24 protein-coding genes are annotated in these 19477 nt (G+C 56.1%); 10 read left to right on the top strand and 14 right to left on the bottom strand.

Annotated features, from left to right (window positions below; translation table 11 throughout):
* The first annotated feature begins 25 nt into the window (after positions 1 to 25).
* The 3 genes from G523_RS0115710 to G523_RS19660 all read left to right on the top strand — a co-directional run bounded on the left by G523_RS0115710 (position 26) and on the right by G523_RS19660 (position 2642).
* Complete coding sequence (locus G523_RS0115710; RefSeq protein WP_022696021.1) at positions 26 to 436, top strand: DUF4345 family protein; 411 nt, start codon at positions 26 to 28, stop codon at positions 434 to 436.
* Between the two features lie 52 nt (positions 437 to 488).
* Complete coding sequence (locus G523_RS19665; RefSeq protein ID WP_022696020.1) at positions 489 to 1430, top strand: pseudouridine synthase; 942 nt, start codon at positions 489 to 491, stop codon at positions 1428 to 1430.
* A 111-nt stretch (positions 1431 to 1541) separates the two neighbouring features.
* Complete coding sequence (locus tag G523_RS19660; protein WP_022696019.1) at positions 1542 to 2642, top strand: DUF2855 family protein; 1101 nt, start codon at positions 1542 to 1544, stop codon at positions 2640 to 2642.
* Positions 2643 to 2645: 3 nt separating this feature from the next.
* On the opposite strand, the gene G523_RS0115695 is transcribed toward G523_RS19660, so the two are convergent.
* The 5 genes from G523_RS0115695 to G523_RS0115675 all read right to left on the bottom strand — a co-directional run bounded on the left by G523_RS0115695 (position 2646) and on the right by G523_RS0115675 (position 7749).
* Entirely contained in the window at positions 2646 to 3539 is an 894-nt protein-coding gene (locus G523_RS0115695; RefSeq protein WP_022696018.1) for an alpha/beta fold hydrolase, read from the bottom strand.
* A gap of 23 nt (positions 3540 to 3562) precedes the next feature.
* Positions 3563 to 4843: a metal-dependent hydrolase family protein gene (locus G523_RS0115690; RefSeq protein WP_027441815.1), complete on the bottom strand. Its 1281-nt coding sequence runs from the start codon at positions 4841 to 4843 to the stop codon at positions 3563 to 3565.
* Positions 4844 to 4922: 79 nt separating this feature from the next.
* Positions 4923 to 6038: an FAD-dependent oxidoreductase gene (locus G523_RS0115685; RefSeq protein WP_022696016.1), complete on the bottom strand. Its 1116-nt coding sequence runs from the start codon at positions 6036 to 6038 to the stop codon at positions 4923 to 4925.
* Positions 6039 to 6149: 111 nt separating this feature from the next.
* Positions 6150 to 6674, bottom strand: coding sequence for a DUF1993 domain-containing protein (locus G523_RS0115680; protein WP_022696015.1), 525 nt, complete (start codon positions 6672 to 6674; stop codon positions 6150 to 6152).
* 130 nt (positions 6675 to 6804) lie between these two features.
* Positions 6805 to 7749 carry a hypothetical protein gene (locus tag G523_RS0115675; RefSeq protein WP_022696014.1) on the bottom strand — a complete coding sequence of 315 codons (945 nt, stop codon included), beginning with the start codon at positions 7747 to 7749 and terminating at the stop codon, positions 6805 to 6807.
* A 130-nt stretch (positions 7750 to 7879) separates the two neighbouring features.
* Between G523_RS0115675 and G523_RS0115670 the strand changes: the two genes are divergently transcribed.
* Positions 7880 to 8674 (top strand): DUF1206 domain-containing protein, encoded by a 795-nt coding sequence (locus G523_RS0115670; RefSeq protein WP_022696013.1) that lies wholly within the window; start codon positions 7880 to 7882, stop codon positions 8672 to 8674.
* Here G523_RS0115670 and mtgA read toward each other — a convergent pair.
* Together mtgA and G523_RS0115660 are read right to left on the bottom strand one after the other, a co-directional pair.
* The gene (gene mtgA, locus G523_RS0115665; RefSeq protein WP_027441814.1) at positions 8671 to 9360 is read right to left on the bottom strand and encodes a monofunctional biosynthetic peptidoglycan transglycosylase; all 690 of its coding nucleotides are present in this window, start codon (positions 9358 to 9360) and stop codon (positions 8671 to 8673) included. The genes G523_RS0115670 and mtgA overlap by 4 nt on opposite strands.
* A 234-nt stretch (positions 9361 to 9594) precedes the next feature.
* Complete coding sequence (locus G523_RS0115660; protein WP_022696011.1) at positions 9595 to 10683, bottom strand: phosphotransferase family protein; 1089 nt, start codon at positions 10681 to 10683, stop codon at positions 9595 to 9597.
* Positions 10684 to 10863: 180 nt separating this feature from the next.
* On the opposite strand from G523_RS0115660, the gene G523_RS0115655 reads away from it, so the two are divergent.
* Both G523_RS0115655 and G523_RS0115650 read left to right on the top strand, forming a co-directional pair.
* On the top strand, positions 10864 to 11415 hold the full coding sequence (locus G523_RS0115655) for a heme NO-binding domain-containing protein (protein WP_022696010.1): 552 nt from the start codon (positions 10864 to 10866) through the stop codon (positions 11413 to 11415).
* Positions 11412 to 11849 (top strand): histidine kinase, encoded by a 438-nt coding sequence (locus G523_RS0115650; RefSeq protein WP_022696009.1) that lies wholly within the window; start codon positions 11412 to 11414, stop codon positions 11847 to 11849. The genes G523_RS0115655 and G523_RS0115650 overlap by 4 nt, the downstream gene beginning before the upstream one ends.
* Here the strand turns inward: G523_RS0115650 and purD are convergent.
* The gene (purD, locus tag G523_RS0115645; protein ID WP_022696008.1) at positions 11813 to 13096 is read right to left on the bottom strand and encodes a phosphoribosylamine--glycine ligase; all 1284 of its coding nucleotides are present in this window, start codon (positions 13094 to 13096) and stop codon (positions 11813 to 11815) included. The two genes, G523_RS0115650 and purD, sit on opposite strands and share 37 nt — an antisense overlap.
* 131 nt (positions 13097 to 13227) lie before the next feature.
* Between purD and G523_RS19655 the strand changes: the two genes are divergently transcribed.
* Entirely contained in the window at positions 13228 to 13608 is a 381-nt protein-coding gene (locus G523_RS19655; protein WP_022696007.1) for a c-type cytochrome, read from the top strand.
* Positions 13609 to 13614: 6 nt separating this feature from the next.
* Here G523_RS19655 and G523_RS19650 read toward each other — a convergent pair whose 3' ends face one another.
* On the bottom strand, positions 13615 to 14493 hold the full coding sequence (locus G523_RS19650; protein ID WP_022696006.1) for a rhamnogalacturonan acetylesterase: 879 nt from the start codon (positions 14491 to 14493) through the stop codon (positions 13615 to 13617).
* A 126-nt stretch (positions 14494 to 14619) separates the two neighbouring features.
* Between G523_RS19650 and G523_RS21040 the strand changes: the two genes are divergently transcribed.
* Both G523_RS21040 and G523_RS20485 read left to right on the top strand, forming a co-directional pair.
* Positions 14620 to 14757, top strand: coding sequence for a hypothetical protein (locus G523_RS21040; RefSeq protein ID WP_022696005.1), 138 nt, complete (start codon positions 14620 to 14622; stop codon positions 14755 to 14757).
* Positions 14758 to 14831: 74 nt separating this feature from the next.
* Positions 14832 to 15596 (top strand): CPBP family intramembrane glutamic endopeptidase, encoded by a 765-nt coding sequence (locus G523_RS20485; RefSeq protein ID WP_162141065.1) that lies wholly within the window; start codon positions 14832 to 14834, stop codon positions 15594 to 15596.
* Here the strand turns inward: G523_RS20485 and G523_RS0115620 are convergent.
* Positions 15568 to 16506, bottom strand: a complete 939-nt coding sequence (locus tag G523_RS0115620; RefSeq protein WP_022696003.1) for a lipid II:glycine glycyltransferase FemX — start codon at positions 16504 to 16506, stop codon at positions 15568 to 15570. The genes G523_RS20485 and G523_RS0115620 overlap by 29 nt on opposite strands.
* A 158-nt stretch (positions 16507 to 16664) precedes the next feature.
* Here G523_RS0115620 and G523_RS0115615 point away from each other — a divergent pair, with 158 nt between their 5' ends.
* A complete protein-coding gene (locus tag G523_RS0115615; protein ID WP_022696002.1) occupies positions 16665 to 16850 on the top strand; it encodes a hypothetical protein in 186 nt (61 codons plus the stop codon).
* 3 nt (positions 16851 to 16853) lie between these two features.
* On the opposite strand, the gene G523_RS21145 is transcribed toward G523_RS0115615, so the two are convergent.
* The 4 genes from G523_RS21145 to G523_RS0115595 form a co-directional block, all read right to left on the bottom strand.
* Positions 16854 to 17009, bottom strand: a complete 156-nt coding sequence (locus G523_RS21145) for a hypothetical protein (RefSeq protein ID WP_022696001.1) — start codon at positions 17007 to 17009, stop codon at positions 16854 to 16856.
* A 327-nt stretch (positions 17010 to 17336) separates the two neighbouring features.
* Complete coding sequence (locus G523_RS0115605; protein ID WP_155802846.1) at positions 17337 to 18095, bottom strand: hypothetical protein; 759 nt, start codon at positions 18093 to 18095, stop codon at positions 17337 to 17339.
* Positions 18096 to 18437: 342 nt separating this feature from the next.
* A complete protein-coding gene (locus G523_RS0115600) occupies positions 18438 to 18698 on the bottom strand; it encodes a hypothetical protein (RefSeq protein ID WP_162141064.1) in 261 nt (86 codons plus the stop codon).
* Between the two features lie 402 nt (positions 18699 to 19100).
* Positions 19101 to 19346, bottom strand: a complete 246-nt coding sequence (locus G523_RS0115595; RefSeq protein WP_155802842.1) for a hypothetical protein — start codon at positions 19344 to 19346, stop codon at positions 19101 to 19103.
* Positions 19347 to 19477 lie beyond the last annotated feature (131 nt).

Raw genomic sequence — 19477 nt, 5'->3', positions numbered from 1 at the left:
AAGATAATTTCACGGGGTGGACCGCATGATTGCTCAAGTCATTTCTTCGCTGACGCTCGCTTTTGGCGCCTGGATGGGGCTGTTTGCGATGCTGAAACCCGACTGGATATCACGCACGGTCGGGCTCACACCCATGGAGGGGCATAGCGAGGGCGCATCAGAGTTTCGTGGCACGCTGGGCGGCCTGTTTTTCTTCAGCCATCTGACCACGCTGGTACTGCTTTGGTATCTCGACCAGATGATCGCGCCAGTCATCGTCATCCCGCTCGCCGCGGCATGGGCTGGCTCAGGCATTGGCCGTATGCTCTCGATCTGGCGCGATGAAGGCACTAACACAAGACAGAACTGGATCTGGGTCGGGTTCGAGCTTGGCTTCAGCGTTCTTATCATTTTGCCATTCATCATGATGTTGCGCCTCATCCACATAACAGGATGACCTTTCGTGCGCGCCATGCTATTGGGCGCTCCTTATATTGAAAGGATACGCGATGACGGAGCGTCGGGAGACGGGCCGGGGTCGAAACATCGGACCCGCGCGCAACAAAGCTAAAGCCGCCCCAGAAGCAAAATGGGAAGACGGCGAACGTATTGCCAAATACCTCGCACATGCTGGCATCTGCTCCCGAAGGGAAGCAGAAACTCTTATTTCCGAGGGCAAGGTCATGGTGAATGGCGAGCGCCTCGACAGCCCGGCTGTCAAAGTGACGGCACGTGACCAGATCAAAGTCCGTGGAAAAATCGTGCGTCCGCCAGAAGCAACACGCATGTGGATGTACCACAAGCCGGCCGGCCTGATCACAGCGACGCGTGACCCTGAAGGTCGCCCGACGATTTTCGACCATTTGCCAAAATCCCTGCCACGCGTTGTGACTGTGGGTCGTCTCGACCTCACAACCGAAGGGCTGCTCCTGCTGACCAATGATGGCGAGCTGGCGCGTAAGATGGAGCTGCCAGCCACAGGTTTGGAGCGTCACTATCGCGCCCGTGCGCACGGCCGCGTGACGCCGGAGGCCCTCGAAGAGCTGAAGAAAGGCGTGATTGTCGATGGCGTTGAATACGCCTCAATCGATGCCACGCTGGAACGCACCACCGGCACGAATAACTGGCTGCACGTCATTCTGCGCGAAGGTAAAAACCGCGAAGTCCGTAAGGCGCTAGCATCCGTCGGACTTACCGTTAACCGCCTGATTCGTATCAAATATGGCCCGTTTGAACTCGCTGAACTGGCATCAGGAACGCTTGAAGAAGTGCCTGCTGAACAACTGGCACGTATTCTCGGCGAAGAGATCCGCACCCAGCGTATGTCTCAGGCACCAGAACGTCCGCAACGCGGTCAGCGCCCGAACGGTCCACGTGGTGGAGGCCCTCGAAACAGCGGCCCTCCCGGGCGTCGTCCCGGCGGTCAGAAAAAGCGCCCGCCGCGCCGCTAATTCCCCTCATACGGGCACCGATCGATAAAATTTCGCTTTTATTGGCAGACGGGATACCCCAAGTTATTGTGGTGAAGAGGTTTGGTTCTCTGCACCGCAGGAGTTAATGCGATGTCGTCTGACCATATTCGGTGCCTTGAGGTCGATAAAACCGATCTCGCACATACAAGAATATCTGATCGCACCGTAAAAGAGCTGCGAGACGGCGAAGTGCTGATGGGCATTGAGAACTTTGCCTTCACTGCTTCCAACATCGCCTATGCGCTGCATGGTGATAGCCGCAAATACTGGAAATTCTTTCCCGCCGCGAGCGCGGGCTGGGGCTGCATTCCAGCCTGGGGGTTTCTCACTGTGGAAGAGAGCCGCTGCGAGGATATCGAACCGGGCGAACGCTTTTTCGGCTTTGTGCCGACGGCCAGCAAATGGGTGTTTTCCCCCGATAAGACAGACGACAACGGCTTTCTTGACGGTTCGTCACACCGTGACCTGCTGCCTGAAACCTATAACCGGTATCACCGGTTGGGCGCCGACCCGACCTATCGCGCGGACTATGAGAACCAACAGCTCCTGTTCCGCCCGCTCTTTTTTACAGCCTTTCTGCTCGTACGACATTTAGAGCTGAATGATTTCTACGGCGCAGATCACATCGTCATCGCCAGCGCATCATGCAAAACCGCTATGGCGCTGTCATGGCTGCTGCGTCGCCGAGGCATCAAGACAACCGGCCTCACCTCTCACGCAGGCCGGGCTTTCGCCAAGAACAGCCAGAACTATGATGGCGTCGTACTGTACGAAGAGGCCAAAGATACGCTCACGCCAGAGCAGAGGTCAGTCCTTATCGACTTCTCAGGCCGTGATACGCTGTGTCAGGAGCTACACGATCTTTACGGTGACAATCTCGCCTATTGCATCCGTGCTGGCGAAACCGACTGGAAGGCCGCAATGGCCGCCTCCACCCCAGAGATGCAGCCCGGCCCTAACGCGATGGAGTTTGTGACGTCGCGCTATCTGGAAGATAATGATCTCGGCATAAATGCACGCGACCTCCGCGTCGATTTGGCAGAGGAGCTACTGGAGTTCTACGGCCATGCCTCTCGCTGGATCAAGACTGTGCGCGCGCTTGGCTCTGAAGCCGTACAGGAATGCTATGACCGTGTCCTCGCCGGCAAGACGCTCGCCAGCGAGGGTTTCGTTCTGAGCTTCGAGGTCTGAGCCCTAAGCGTGCTCTTTCGCAAATGGGATGACTTCAGCCAGCACAACCGGAACGGCTTTTGGCGGCATGTCATGGCCCCAGTCGGCAATCTCGACATAGCGCGCATTCGGAATACGTTTCGCAACGTCCTGTCCGCACTGAGGAAGTATCAGCGTATCGACCTCACCATGAACAACCAGTGTCGGCACAGAGAGCTCAGACAGGCGTTCATGCCATAGCGGCTGCGCCTGAATAGCGGCGAACTGTCGTGACAGACCAGCCGGACGATAAGCCCGGTCATACGCTGCGCCAGCCTTCTCTGCGAGTTCCTCATCAGTGGCCTGCAGGCTCGGGCCGGAGCCGATAACACGATTGGCTTTGATCGCATTGCGGATGATGTTTTCACGCGATGGCGGGTTCGGGCGCTCTGTCAGCACGGCATTCGCCTCCGGCGTAGACCGTTCCAGTGTTGGATCGCTGGACCATGTCATTGTCGGTATAATCGCTTTGACCGCGTCCGGGTGATTGAGCGCCAGCAACTGCGTGATCATGCCCCCCATGCTGACGCCCATCACGATAGCTGGCTTGGCGTCGAGCGCTTCAAGCAGGCCTGCAGCATCGGCTGCCATGTCTTCGAGAAGATACGGCGCATGATCTTTGGCGGTGCCATCCTTCAGGCCACCAAAGATTTTCTTCATGTCCGGAATGCCCAGCTCGTCAAACTGCTGGGACAGGCCGATATCACGATTGTCGAACCGGATGACGCGGAAGCCTTCATCGACAAGACCGTCGACGAATTCCTGGCTCCAGTTGATCATCTGACCGCCATAGCCGGAAATGAGAAGGAAAGGCGTGCCGAATTTAGAACCGAATTCTTCGTACTCGATCCCGGTCCCGTTAGCCGTGATGTGAGGCATTTACTGCTCCCTGATTCTTTTTGTTATTCAGGAAGTCTGTATACCTCTCCACGAGCCATGACAAAATCTACGTCCAGCAATTCTTCAATGTTCAACAGGGGATCTGCGGTAACCGCAATAATATCAGCCGACTTGCCAGCCTCGATTGTGCCAATCTCGTCTTCCAGCTGAATATGCTCGGCCGCAATCACTGTCGCCGCACGAATCGCCTCTTCCGGCTCAAAGCCAGCCTCGATCATATAGACGAACTCAAGCGCATTCTCACCGTGACGGGAGACACCTGTATCCGTACCAAATGCGATGCGCACACCGCCCTCATGGGCGCGGCGCAGCATGTCGATCATGAGCGGGCCAACAATGGCTGCCTTCTCGCGCGATGGCGCAGGCAACCATTCTTCATTCGTCCAGCCGGTCACCGTTACGCCCGCAATCACGGTCGGCACGAGTATGGCGTCATGCTCGAGGAAAAGCTCGATCGTCTCGTCATTGAGGTATGTGCCGTGCTCGATGGAATGCACACCAGCGCGCAGGGCTGCGTTAATCCCGTCCACACCATGCGCGTGCGCTGTAACGCGGCGGCCCATGCTCTCGGCCGCTTCCACAATCGCAACGAGCTCGTCATCAAACAGCTGCTGGCCGAGACCCGCACGCGTGTTGGAAAGCACCCCGCCGGTCGCCGTAATCTTGATGACGTCAGCCCCGCCACGAACGGCAAGACGCGTTGCGCGACGACAATCATCGGCGCCATCACATGCAAAATCGCTCTGGAAGATCTGCATCAGAGCGGGCGAGAAACCGTTCACATCGCCATGTCCACCGGTCGGCGTGATTGAGGCACCTGAAGCGCGAATGCGTGGGCCTGGAACGCGGCCATTCATGATCGCGTCGCGCAGAGAAAAGATCGCTTCGGGCGTTCCGCCCACATCCTGCACCGTCGTGAAGCCAGCCTGCAGCGTACGGCGCGCATGCATAGCACCATCAAACGCCTCATCCACTTCTGAATAGGTCAGCGCATTCAGACGCGCTGTCGGGCTGAACTCAGACAATAGATGCACGTGTGAGTCGATCAGGCCCGGCATGACATAGCTATCGGTCAGGTTGATCAGACGCTCGCCCGGATTAGGCGTCACATAGCCGTCTTCAATAGCAACGATCCGGTCATCGACGATGATAACCGTCTGTTCTTCCTGATACCCTTCACCCGGAACCGCCAGCAAATGTCCGGCGTGAATATATATTGTGTCGGCGTGAGCTGCGCCGGCAATCGCGCTGCCAAACAGGAGCGCTGCGGCGATGGATTTCATGGTCACTGGTTTCTTCCCCTGATCTTCCACGAATTGGAACATGGCCACCCATACTGGTCAATCAGAAGACAGGAGCAAGTTAAATACGAAGCCGCCCTGCCAGCTCCGCATGACCTTCGACCATACGTGTGATTTCAGCAGGGTTCGGGGTGCGGTCCCACTCGCGGTAATCCGACGTTCCGCCAAGCACAATGCCCGTTTTACGCGGGAACATGTACAACACGCCATTATCCGTCGGCGCGACATAGGAATATTTGATCTCTTCCTGCGGAAGAAGATGGGTGAGCTGGCCGCGCACCGGAAAGATATCTTCATCGCCAAACAGCACCCCTGCCCCAAGGCCGGTACAGTTCACAATGGTCTGTTCCGGCAGCGCCATAACCTCGGAGAGGTCGGCAAACTCCCTTTGGACGATGCGCGCACCGGCCAGCTGCGCGTCCTGCAGAATGGCATCAAGATAATAGTCCGGATCGATAATCATTGCCTTGGAGCGCTGCTGGTAAGCGTATCCGAACAGATTGCCTTCGGTGGTTCGCGTAAGCTCTGGATAAATGTCATCCCCGCCGGGAAGTCCTTCGGTCCAGTCACGCCTTTGCTGCATGCCGAGCGAGTGGTGGTCTGCCCAGTACACGCCATAGCCGGGCCGGTTCACATATGGAATGAAACCCAGCCATGCCTTACGGATGAGCTCCCTGTCCCACGCAAGAAATTCTGGCGTCGCCACCCTTCGGTCGAAATAGGTGGTCGGCATCCAGAGGACGCCTGCTATATTGGACGTCGTGTAAGGCGGAAGGTCGGCCGCATAGATCGTGACATTGTGCCCGCGCCGCGCGAGCGTCAGCGCCGCCGTCAGCCCCTGCACTCCGCAGCCGAGCACAGCCACATCCTCATGGCCTGCCTCGCTCGCATAGTCAGCGGCAACAACAGCCGTTCCCCAGGACATAGTTACGCCGCAGCCGCCATGACCATAGGAATGCACGACGGTCTTTTCGCCCAACGTCTCCCAATCGAGGCGATAGCCTTGAGGTCGATATGGGCGCAGACCGACGACCGTGCGCGTGACACGGTCAATGCGGGACAGAACAGGGGGAAAATCTGCCCAATACGGGCGGGAGCCGGTTTGAAGCGATACGCTGGCAGAACAGCCTGCCAGCGAAGCCGCACTCAATCCGGTCAGAAACTGACGTCTGCGCATGTTTCACTCTCCCCGAAAGCATCCCGGTTAGAATGGAGCGCGCAGAGCGCTGTGCAGTCAAGCAGCCATAGAGGCCAGCCTTAAAAGCCGGCCTCTATGCAGGAAATTCGATCAGCCCTGCTTGATCGCGAGCTTGCCGAGATAGTCCCGCTTGCCGAGCGTGACGCCCTTCATTCGCAGGATGTCGTAGGTCGTCGTCGCGTGGAAGTGGAAGTTCGGAACGGAGAAAGACATAAGAAAGTCCTCAGCCACGAACGGGATGGTCACATCCTTCATGGAGAAGACGACATCTTTACCTGCCATCGCGTTCACTTCGTCTGCTTCCACCGCTTTCAGGTCTGAAATCGTGTTTGCGACAATCTCTTCGAGACCGACATAGTCTGGGTCCGACATTGGCGGGATCGGGCTGAAAGTACCAGCGCGAATGCCTTCGATCGCACCAATCGAGTGCGTACGTACAGATTTCACCTGAAATGAAAGCGGCAGCATGTCACCGCAAAGGCGCTCATTCACAGCGCCATCGAGGTCAAGCGCATGCTGGTGATAGTGCTCGCGGCCCTTTTTCAGAACGTTGGCAATGGATTCTGCTGTGCGGATAAAGCCGGGAATGGTGGCATCATAAAGCGTGAATGACATGTGTGTGTCTCCCTGAAGTCTCACCCATACTTGGGCATGAAATGCGAGAGCGCAAACGGTATAACCGTGAAGATGCAAAAAAGGCTCCGGCGCAAACCGGAGCCTTTTCTAATTTCAGATAAATCAGACCCTAACCGACTTTTGCAACCAGCTCTTTTTCATAGTCCGGATAAGAGTTTTTCATGACCGCATGGTTCAGCAGCGTTTCTGCAATCTGGGTCGTTCCAGCCTTGTCGAAGATCTGCGAGCGCGTCCAATAGCTTTCCGTCCGCTTGCTGCCAGACATGGCAACAATCTCACGGCGGATCAGATATTCCTCACCCACAAACAGCGGGCCATTGATGTAACGCACTTCAAGGTCAGCGAAGAGGCCAATCGCCGGACGCTTGATCGGGAATTTCGCGTCATGAACTGTGTACTCGGCCAGAACTGACATCATTTCCGTCGGGATAATCGCACGGCCCCATGGGGAAGCTGAATCATCAGAATAAGCTGGTGAATTCTCAGTGATGGCGGCCAGTTTCTGCTTTAGAGAGAACGGGTAGAGCTTACCCATATGCTGGTCAGGTCCCATCGTCGCCATCTCATCAACAGCGCCTTTCATGCCGACATGCATGTCTTCCAGAATGATGAAGTGATCGAGCGGACGCAAATTTTCCATACGCTCTTCCAGCAGGGTCTTACCGCTGCCCAGTGTCGCGCTTGCTTCCAGAACCTGCGTGCCGTCGGCTTTCTCAGCCCAGCAACGAAGACGTGTCTGGTTTTCGTCAGATGGCAGCTCAACAAAGGCTTTCGTCTCTTCGCCCTCAACAACCATGTTTTTGAAGTGAGAGGAGAAGCAGCCCTTCTCAAACCAGTCCTTGCCCCAGATTTTTACCAGCAGCGGATCAAACAGGGAAAAGTGCGTCGGACCTTCAATCGGACCGGCTTTGAAGCCGAGCTTCTCAGCCATGGAATCATCGTGAATTGAGCCCGCGCCAGAGCCGTCATAGCTCTGTTCTTCCAGCATTTGTTTCGGCGCGCGCAGCGGGCCCGAGATGACGTTTCCGTCCTGAGTGATTGGCGTGTCAAACATCCCCGTGATCCTTTTATCCATGATTTCGTTGCGTCAGCGATACTTGGCTCACTCCACCAGATCAAGCAGGTTCGCGAAACTACGTCTCGCCCGTGCAACAAACTGCGAGCTTCAGGCGTTGATCATTTTAATGAACGCTCGTCTCAATCTCTCATTTGAAATCATGGCGCGTGCCGGCCTGTTTGCCCGCGCGATCGTCTATGCGCTGATTGCGTCCCTGCTTGTGGCAGCCATCATAGCGCCCGGCACACGCGATGAAGGTTATTCGCCGGGTGATACCTTCCGCCAGATTGAGCAGCATGTTCCCGGCCTTCTGCTGCTGGCCATGATTGCTGCCGGCCTTTTCCTTTACGCCCTCTGGCGCGGCATTCAGGCCGTTTTCGATACCTCCGATAAAGGCGATGAATTCATGGGTTGGTTTGCCAGACTCGGGATGATGTCATCAGGGCTCAGTTACCTGACCGTCGGTTTTGCGGCCCTGCTCGTTGTGCTCGACCGCGACGACCAGAGCGGCGGAGGCACGACCGAGACGTTCGCCAGCTACACGCTCTCTCAGATGTTCGGAAAATACCTTCTCATGCTGGGAGGACTGATCGTCCTGGCGATTGGCGTAGCGCAGGTCTGGCGAGCTGTGACCCATGCCTGGAAGCATGATCTGAAGCTGCCGTCCGACAGCAATATTGCATGTGCGCTGATCTCCGCAGCCATAGCAGGACGCGGTCTGCTGATCATGCTGGTTGGTGTGTTTCTCGTCTGGGCCGGATGGGTCGGCGACGCAGATGAAGCGCGTGGCATTGCAGGCCTGCTCGGCTGGCTGCGTGACCAGCCATTCGGGCTGATCCTCTACGCGCTCAGTGCAGCTTCTATTGCAAGCTATGGCTTCTACTCGCTGGTCGAAGCGAGATACATGAAGATCAGCCTTTAATCCAAAACACAGCTTGCCAGTCCGTCGCGTTGGACGATGCCCATGCGCTGCTGCAAGGTTGAAGCGCGGCCAGACACGTAATTGCCCGGCGGGTCGACGCGCCAGTCATTCGGATTGGGCAGAACTGCTGCCAGAAGCGCTGCCTGATATGGTGACAGATCAGCTGCCGACACACCGAAACGTGCCTGCGCAGCCGCCTCGGCGCCGTAAATTCCGTCCCCCCATTCTGCGATGTTGAGATAGGTTTCCATGATGCGCTCTTTGCCCCACACCGTCTCAATGACGAGGGTCATCCACGCCTCACCGGCTTTGCGGACATAGCCGCCGCCATTCCAGAAAAAGACGTTCTTCGCCGTCTGCTGCGATATGGTCGATGCGCCGCGCAAGCGTCCGCCTGCGCTTCGTTCACGAAGCGCCTGATTGATGGCATCCATATCGATGCCGCCATGACTGCAGAAGCGGGAATCCTCCGCAGCGATCACCGCGCGCACCAGATGCGGAGAGATTTCTTCAAGCGGCACAGAGCGGTGCTGTACATCGCGTCCGACCAGCGCCGAGCCCGTCATATTGAGCGTAGTGGGCGGCAGTACGAGCGTCAAAAGCAGCGCATACAGATGGATGAGCAAACCAAGCGCGAGCACACCGAGGCCGATACGCTTCGCCCAGCGCCAGGCGATAGCCCGCATGCGTGCAAAGTCTTCGTCCTGCCAGTATTCTGTCTGCGAGGTGCGCACAGGCGATGGCGCCGCGCTCTCTTCAATCCCGTTCAAACCGTGCCTCATCCACATTAAACGATGCGCGCATATGCGCTGCCATCTGGGCGGAAATAAGACGCCTGCGTGACCGATAAAGTTCCCCGAAACACGAAACCCCTCCGCGCCAGCAGAGGGGTTTCAGAGGTTTCATTTGCGGACGCAGGCTTAGTCTGCGAGGCCAGCTTTCTGCGCTTCGCCGTAAGCAAATTTCGCGAGAAGCGGCACGCGTTCGGCCATTTGCGCAGCGTTTGCGTTAGACGCGGTTCCGTCACGTACGCGGCCGACAATACCCTGAACAATGCCCGCCAGACGGAAGCCGTTATACGCGAAGTAATAGTGCACGTCCGGCATGCCGTTCAGGCCGCGATGCACGCAATACATGTCGATATATTCTTCCATCGTCGGAATGCCGTACGCATTCAGATCTTCGATGTTGGCCAGTGCGCCACGGCTGTCAGAGCTCGGCATCACCCAGTTCATCAGGTGATAGGTGAAATCTGCCAGCGGATCGCCAAGCGTAGACAGCTCCCAGTCCAGAACCGCGATGACTTTAGGCTCTGTCGGGTGGAGGATCATATTGTCGAGACGGTAATCACCGTGAACAATCGTCGTCGTCTCGCCAGCCGGAATATTCTTCGGCAGCCAGTCGATCAGCTTGTTCATTTCCGGAATGGTTGTCGTTTCAGACGCGACATACTGCTTCGTCCAGCGGTGGATCTGGCGAGCAACGTAATCGCCTTCCTTGCCGAAGCCTTCCAGGCCAGCCGCTTTCCAGTCCACATTATGGAGATCAGCGAAGGTTTTCACTTTCGCTTCGTAAATCGCGCGGCGCTCTGAAGGTTCATAATCCGGCAGTGTGCCATCCCACAGGATACGGCCGTCCACATTGTCCATCACGTAGAACATTGTGCCGACAACGCTCTCGTCTTCGCAGAGGCCATATGGCCGCGCGACAGGGAAACCGAGAGGATAAAGCGCATTGATCACGCGGAACTCACGGTCGACCGCGTGCGCGGACGGCAGCAGCTTGCCAGGCGGCTTACGGCGCATAACGTAAGCTTTTTTCGGAGTAATCAGCTTGAAGGTCGGGTTGGACTGGCCGCCTTTGAACTGGCGCACATCCATCGGACCTTCAAAGCCTTCAACATTCTCCGTCATCCACTGATAGAGATTGTCTTCGTTGAATTTGTGCGTGTCTGCGACTTCTTTCGTGCCGCTGAACATCTCTTGTGCTGATGCGCCATGAACTGACATGTGCGCGTCTCCCCTGCTGACTGACTGTTTTAATTCTTCGCGCGTGAACTTAGCGATTACTGTGCTTAACGCAATCCATTGCGTATAGTTGAATCACATCCCCGAATTCACTAACGACAAGAGCGAGTATTTTAACGCTTTCACGTTACTCTACGTCATCAGGAACAGGCGGAGAGAGCCGTGAAAGGACTGATTTTTACAGAGCTTCTGGCCATGGCCGATGAAGCGGTCGGCGAAGACCGGGTTGATCACGTCATCTCCGGATGCCCGCTCTCTGGCGGTGGCGCCTACAGCGCTGTTGGAAACTATCCGAGCTCCGATCTGCTCGCTCTCGTTCAGGGCCTCTCTACTGAAACAGGCTTGAGCGTAGGCGACCTGCAGAAAGCCTTCGGCCATTGGATGCTGAAGCATTTCTCCAGCAGTTATACCCATTTCTTCATCACGAAACGAACGGCCTTCGAACTCCTTGAGTCTGTGGAAGAAGAAATCCACGTCGAAGTCAAAAAGCTGCATCAGGATGTCGATCTGCCGACCTTCGAATCAACATTCCCCCGGCCCGGTGTGATGGTCCTCACCTATCGCTCGCGCCGCGGTCTGATCGATTTCTGCGAAGGTCTGATCGAAGCCACGCTGGACCATTACGGAGAAAAGGGCACGATCACCCGCGAAGTCAGCCAGCTTGAAAATCTGACCGTGGCGGACTTCACCATCACTCTGGAGGCGGTGAAGTGACCCAGCCACCTTCTGCCGTCCCTGACTTGGTGTCTCGCACCCGCTACAATCGCGAGAAAGCCGCTCGTAAAGAGGCAGAACAACTTCTTGAAGCTCGCAGCCGTGAGCTATACGAGGCCAACAGAAATCTGGCGGCGGCCCTCGAAAAAGAAAAACAGCTCGTCACGCTTCAATACGCGCTGATCACGTCCATCAATCACGAATTCCGTACACCGCTCACCGTCGTTGACGGCGTCGCAGCCCGCATTGAAAAAATCGCCGATGGTGACAATCGAGACCGCATCCTGGACAAATGCGGCCAGATCAGAAATTCAGTTCAGACCCTTACAGCACTGATTGAAAGCGCTCTGAAAGGCTTTGGAAACCGACGTGAAGACGTCGATATGCCAATTGGCGTTCAGCGTCTGACACGCCAGCCAATGTCGGAACGGTAAAACCCTTCCGGCCAATCAATGGCATTCACACCTGAATAGGCTCGCTGGAACGCCTCATCGATGGTGGGTGCAGTCGCAGTCACATTCAGAACACGCCCGCCAACTGCGATCAAAGCCCCATCCGGCGATACGTCCGTACCGGCATGAAAAACCTTCACGCCTTCGAGCTGTTCGGCCGTTTCAACGCCCTGAATTTCGGAGCCCTTCTCATAGGCTTCCGGATACCCCTTCGTCGCCATGACCACCGTCACAGCTGGATCAAACCCGCCTGCAGGAGCGAGCGCAGCAAAATCACGCGCTGAATATCCACCGGTAGAACTAGCCAGAAGTAGCGGCACGATATCGCCCTGAAGGCCCATCATCAGAACCTGACACTCAGGGTCACCGAAGCGGCAGTTATACTCAACGACCTTCGGGCCTTCTTCAGTGATCATGAGGCCGATATAGAGCACGCCCTGAAACTTTGCGTCTTCAGCGGCGAGACCTTTAAGCGATGGCACGACCACACGCTCCTTCACGTCTGCCATGAGCGCATCCGTCATGATTGGCGCAGGTGCATAAGCCCCCATGCCGCCTGTATTCGGACCCTTATCGCCATCAAAGGCACGCTTGTGGTCCTGCGCTGCAGGCAAGCAGAGGAAATTCTCACCGTCGGTGATGGCAAATACGCTCGCCTCTTCGCCCTGCATGAACTCTTCAATGACGAGCTCAGCAGACGCGTCACCGAACTGGCCATCCAGCATGGTTTTCACAGCGTCGTCAGCATCCGCGCGGCTCTCTGCAATCACCACACCTTTACCGGCCGCCAGACCATCAGCCTTAAGCACGTATGGCGCTTCCAGCGTATCGAGGAAGGCAGAAGCCGCCTCGACCGTCTTCACGCGCTGATACCGCGCGGTCGGAATGTCGTATTTCGCCATCAGGTCTTTAGAGAACCCTTTGGACGCTTCAATCTGCGCCGCTGCTGCGCTCGGGCCGAACACATCATAGCCAGCACCACGAAGGCGATCTGCCAGACCGTCCGCCAGAGGTTGTTCCGGCCCGACAATAATGAGATCAGGGTCGAGCTGCTTTGCGAGCTTCTCAAGACCATCCAGATCGGTCGCCTTTACGTCGAAGCATGGCCCGACATTGTGCATGCCCGGATTACCGGGCGCAGACCATACTTCATCAACCAGCGGAGACTGATTGATTTTCCAGGCAAGGGCGTGTTCGCGGCCGCCCGATCCGATCACCAGAATATTCATATGCCCCACATGTAAAACTGCTCACGTCCCGTCAAGCGATTTACAGGCCTGATGCGCATTCTGCTGACTTGCATGAACCGATTGCCTCTGTGATAGACTGAAGTGGGATTCACCTCAAAAGGCATGGTCATATGAAATCTGCAGCGCTTCTCTTTCCTGTCGCCGTCATCGCTCTGTCAGCCTGTTCGCAATCGGAAGAGACATCAACGGCGCCAGTTGACGCAATGATCGCTGAAGAACGTGCCGATCTGATTTCAGAGGGCCGCGCAATCGTCGAAGAAAACTGCACTGCCTGCCATGCCATCGGCGCTGAAGGTGACAGCCCGCGTCAGGACGCGCCGCCGCTTCGCACCGTGTTTGCCGAATTCGACGCTGAGGCCATTGGCGACGATTTCCGCGAAGGCATCCACGTAGGCGCGCTGGACATGCCGGATTTTGATTTCGGCCCGCTCGGAACGGAAGCGCTGATCGCCTATTTGCAGTCTATCCAGACTGAAGTACCGGCCGAATAACCAGCCCTACTCCCAGGCAACAGCCGCACACGCCAGCACATCTGCCGGTCGACCCGCTTCATCGGCAGGTTCATCGCTGATCGCCGTGTCACCGTGCAACCCAAACTCATTGCCTAAACGCTCAGCGATAATGCGCGCGACGCCGCACGCGCCCATCTCGGTGAAATGAGTGTTGTCTTCAATGCCATCTGGATAGCGCTCGACATAGGCAGGCAAACGCTCTGCGACCTCTTCCGCAGTGAGCCAGAGAAAGTCATTTTTCGTGGCGACGCGGCCCAGCGTTTCAAAATAATCCAGCGAAAGCTGCGCCAGATCGATGTAATCCACGCCAGCCTCCATCGCAGCATTGGAAGCGTTCTGCCGGTATAGCCCATGCGTTTCTACCATCGCAGGACCTTCCCAGAGCCTGCGCGCCGCAGAGGAGAGAATAACCGGTTCGCCGCCAGCTTCCAGCACGTCGGATGCGAAACTGATAAGATTCTCACGATACGCCCCTTCCGGCGCGGCGTAGCGTTCCGGCGCATCATCACGCGAGTCATTATGGCCGAAACTGATGAGAACGATATCTCCCGCCCCGACCTCATCTATCAGCGCGGCCCAACGGCCTTCATCGATATAGCTTTTCGTGCTGCGACCATTCACGGCCAGATTTAGCACCTCAACATCGTCCGGCAGGTAGTAATCAAGCACCTGCCCCCATCCGATCTGAGGCGCGCGTTCAGGAGGATAATCTGCCGCCGTTGAATCGCCTGCAATAATGATCCGCCCGGAAAGTTCAGGAAGTTGTGGCATAGGCGACACCGGCCCCTGATCATCGGCCTGCGCACAAGCTGCACTCATGCTCATTAGGGCGCCCAGAATAAATCGCGACGTCATCATCTTCATGAAATCCTCCCGTTTCTCTCCATAATTGCGCGAATGACACCGGTGTCAACATCGGCTTCCAGGAGAAAAATGAAACCCGAGAGGTGCTTCGTGCGTATACACTATGAACCGACAAAAGGAGTTATTATGAGCCGCACAAATCTTGAAACAAACGAAGCCCGCCAAGGTGAACGAGTGCCAGGGATGTTTCTTGTTCTGACGGTTTCTACAGCAATCGCTCTCGTGACGCTTGGTATTGGCGTGGCCGTTGTTGCCGCCGCATAGACTTATTGTAAATCGATATATCGCCCCTACATAGAACCCACACTTTACAGATTTGAGGGGCGATATTTATGGTTTTGACAAGCTGGATCATTTTGCTGATCAGCATCGCGTTTCTTGCCCACCAGGTATGGGACGACTTCAAAACATTTCCTGCTTTTGTTGAGGAAACCGACAGCGCCAAACGGCGGAAATACTTCCGTAAAATGCTGATCGAATCCTCGCTGAAATACGGTGTGGCGGCCATTATTGGCCTTGCCGCCCTATCCAGCCTGAATGGGCTGATAAACTATCCGGAAATTTTAAATGCTGCCCGGATGGAAAAACTGTCTTTCTTGGGCAGTACCAACGGCGAACTGGCACGTATAGGCTGGATCGTCGCGGCGGTTTTCTTCATCCCTCTCGCGGCCACAACCATTATCCCCTTTATCCAGAAAATCGAAGATCTGCCGAAAGGCGGCGCAGTCGCCCTTATGGCGCGCAACCAGAAGGAAGCTGGCTGGGGTTATCTATTGTCTTTGAACGCAGGCATTGTCGAAGAGATCGCCTTTCGTCTGCTGCTGCCGCTTGCGCTCTACTACATCACCGGAAACTTCATTCTATCCTATGTGATTGCAGCCTTGATGTTCGGGGTCGGGCACGCCTATCAGGGCTTTGGTGGCATAATCGCGACAACCGTTATCGGCCTGATCCTGACGGCGGTCTACGTGCTCACCGCTCAGCTGTGGCTCGTCGTCCTGATCCATGTTCTGGTCGATATTCGCGGGCTTGTTATTTTGCCGATCGGGCTTGGTCTGATGAAACCGGAAGAGGCTACACAAATACACCCGGACGCTGAATAAGGCTGCCGCCCGCACCAAGCTTGAAGCGGGCAATGCCCGCGCCGGAGGCTGTGTTTACGCCGCCAAGGTCCAGAACCGAATAGCCCTCTTCTTTCAGGCGCATCATCGCGTTCCAGAGGATCAGGTTATGAGCGCCAGCTTTGCGCCCCTCATCAGAGCTCCAGCCAATATGGTAGGTCGCCATAGCGCCATGCGCGAGGAACATCATCGCAGCAGCTTGCTCTTTGCCGAGATCAGCGCGAAAAATCCGCAGACCGCCGCGCTTGTCTCCGCCTTTGGCGCGTTGCTTGTCTTCCTGCCAGCGCTCAACGAGTGACGGAGGCAGGCCGTGATATTTCTTCTTCGCGCGCTGTTTCAGCTCTTCATCCAGCAACCATTGATACTGACCCGGCTTGTGGCCTGATGAGGTAAATTTCAGCTCGGACTTCTCAGCCGCGACGAGGCGGTTACGCCATTTGCCATCAAGGCTGGCACGCAGCTCGTCTTCGGATTTGGTCAGCTCGATCCGCACCGTCGCATCGCCGGTCATGACGCGCTTAAAGCCTGGCATCTCCATTGGCTCGTCAACAGTTATAGCCACCAGGCGCGGCCAGCGAAGTTTCAGCTCACGGCGCAGCGTACGCAGCGCGACCTGCTTTTCCGGCTCGGTCATCGGACGCACCCAGACAGGGCCGTAAGTACAGAGCGCAAAGCGGGCAATCATCGCAAACGGGCGGACAATGAACTGCGCGAGTCCGCAAATGTTACCGCTCGGATCATTCAGAGCAATGCGGATGACCTGAGCGCCGGTACGCACCAGCGCTTCGCCGTAGGACCAGTCCTGCTGGTAGGGCGCAGGCACGGCATTCAGCGCCGCATCCCATCGGGCGCGGGGCGTCTGATCAACGGAGATGGACCAGTGCTTGCTCATGAAAGAAAGAATTAAGCAGCTAGTATTAGTTTTTCGTTTATGAGCGCATCGGCGAGCTTCATTAAGTGTGCTCGCGTGCTGATCTCTCTTCGTTCGGGCACGCTGCGCCTTCGCGTTACTCGTGACCGGTAACACCTCACAAGGCGAGCAGACAAAGAATGCCCAAATCAAAGCTTCAGACGATTTCCGGTGAAACCATACCAGAGCCGCGCATTACTCTGATGGCGGTCTGGCTGGTCTTTCTGTGGGTGGGCCTGCCTATTCTGGTGATTGGCGGCCTGTTAGACCTCGCCGTGCAGCTCATCTTCGGCGTCTGCACGGGATTGTGGTGTATTGCGGGCTAGCCTCTAGCCTCTGCGGTCTCGGATCTTGCCCGAAAACGTCCATGAGAATGCCAGCGAGATAATCAGCGGCACCCATATCGGCAGCTCGCCCAGACCGGGCGCATTCAGAGCCTCTGCGAGATGGTCATCCACCAGCCACCAGAGCAAAAAGAGAAGCATTTCATAATCCTTGAATTTATCGCTAAACAATAATTGATTATCGATAAATAGTCAAGGATGGTTTATGCTCGGTGCTGATGTCTCTCAGGCTCGACGCACCTGCGCCTGAACGGTCGTTTGTGAATACCCAGAACCGAGATTAAATCCATCGCTCACGCCGCGCGGCGGCTCCGCGGGGGCGGGCTTTCGCCCGTCGGCCGGTCGGCCTCTGGTTTTACCTAGCGCAAGCACCGATTTTATTTCAGCGCGCCTCACGAGCAAAGCGAAGGCGCAGCACACCGAGATGAAATCGAGGAATCCGTGCGAGCAAACTAAAATACCGCGCGTTTAATCAAACCCACTATTCACCATCTCATCAGGCCTGATCGTCGCCGCGATCCGGTCCAGCCTGCGCAGCAATTCGGCGCGCGCATCTGCGATCTGCTCGAAGGAATAGAACACACCGTCCGGCTGCTCCTCTTCTTCGGGAACGCGCACCCGCTCCAGCGAGCGGGAGAGTGTATCTGCCATTTGCGTGGCCTTGGCTGCGGCTACGAAATTGCCTTGCATGATGGCATCCTCGGCAGCTCTGGCGGCGTTCGTGAGCGCCTCTTCCAGTCGCGCTTGGCGGGCTTTTTGAGAAGAGCCCTTCTCCCCTTGATTGGGAGAAGGGTTTGGGATGAGGGGTGTTGTAGACACCTTCTCCGAAAGCCCGGCTTGAGGGCGCATAGTGTCCCTCACCCCCACCCCCTCTCCCTCAAAGGGAGAGGGGAGCTTTCCCCAAGACTCACCACCCAGTCCGGGCAGCAAGCCAAGTGGCGGCGTCTCCATCTCGACCGGAGGGTTCATCCGACACCCTTCTGATCGGGGCGCCATACAAGAGACCACACAGGCGCAGGGTGATTTCGCCTCCGGCGAAAGACTCACCTGAGCATTTACTAAATCAGAGACCCGCCAGCCACCCTCGGCTGCCCAGCGCGCGATGGTAGAGGCCGGCACGCCGGTCGCCTCTGTGATCTGAACATTGGAATATCCCTCTTCCCGCAGCTCGCGGACTTTGGCTTTGGTCTGCGCCGTGTATGGCGCGCGTTTTGGATTATGTGTCATGAGTGAGAGTATGATCTAAAAGTCTCACGGTGGGATAAATTTGGGTTTTACCGGTGTGCTCGTGTGGCGCACCGAACAGCAGCCCTGAGCGCGCTCTATGCGAGCCAGAGGTTCGCGAGAGCAAACAAGAATGCACCGTGCAGGCGCAGCCGAGTCGAGCCACAGGTGAGACATAAAGGCGAACAAGGACAAATAATATGCCCGACACAAGCGCTCCCCAGTTCCGGGCAACCGTAGGTCGGTTCAAGCCCAACGGGGCGGAACCGACATCACGCCATTAGCTCACCCATTCATGTCGGCTCCGTCGTTCCGACTTGAGTCGACCTACGCGTCTACTACGAATTATACATCGTCCCAGTTGTCTGATCGTACTTCAAAAATATTTCTTTCGTGACTGTAGTAAACGACCCGACCCGAATTCAGCATTCCGAGAAATGTTTCAAAATCATCTCGATACAACATACCTTCCCCTTGCGTAGTCCCATCTTCCAACTTGCAACTAATTAGGCCGCCTTGCAGCGTACCCTGTCTCCAATTCGCACGCCAGGCGATTACTTTTTTGCTGATATATTGCTGTTCGCTTTGATCGATATCTTTCGGCAACATTCCCTCCATCACCTTGAATCGCATAGACAACATAAAGTTGATTTGAAGAAAATGTCATCCCGGAATGGCCGAAGGGCATATCCGGGACCCAGTACGACCAAACACTTCAATCTTCTGGGTCCCGGGTCTTCGCCCGGGATGACAATTCAAGGCGCCTCACCGCCCGAGCTTGCGAGGAACAAGCGCGAGCAAAACAAAAAACCTACCCCCTGAACCAGAAACCCCGGACGTCGCAGCGCGACGAGCCGGGGTTCAGTTATCTCTCAGGCTGGGTCCTGGTCCTGCTTACGCAAACCGGGATTTCTTGATGAGAGTGTGGTGCGCAAACCGTAAGGTGTCATCGAGAGCGAGAGCACTCCCGCCCGAAATGCACCAGAAAAAACCGCGCGAAGCGACCGTTTACAAGAAGCTCACACCGATCTGGATGAACGACGTAGCTGCCGCAATTACAATTGCCGATATTGCAATCCATGTAGCCGTTCGAGATGATTTCTCACTCTTTTCAACAGCCGCAGCGAAATCCTTCGTCAGCTGACTGAGCTGACTATTTGTTTTCTGAAGTGCTTCTTGCTGGTCAGCCATTTGATCCAACAGAAATTTGAAATGCTCGATCTGCCGTTCGTTCGCGGGAATAGCACCGTCCAAAAAGCGCTCTTCTCTCCACAGTCGGTTAGTCTGACTACAAAAATTCATTTAATCCTCCGATAAGAAGGACATGGGATCAAACGTGTTGAGATTTAAGTAGATGGCCCACAAAAGTTGAGAAACCGCGCGCA

Origin of the sequence: Ponticaulis koreensis DSM 19734, from assembly GCF_000420665.1 — a bacterium.
Lineage (GTDB): Bacteria > Pseudomonadota > Alphaproteobacteria > Caulobacterales > Hyphomonadaceae > Ponticaulis > Ponticaulis koreensis.
Note: the sequence above shows the minus strand (reverse complement) of the source record. Positions and strands in the feature narration are given on the sequence as shown.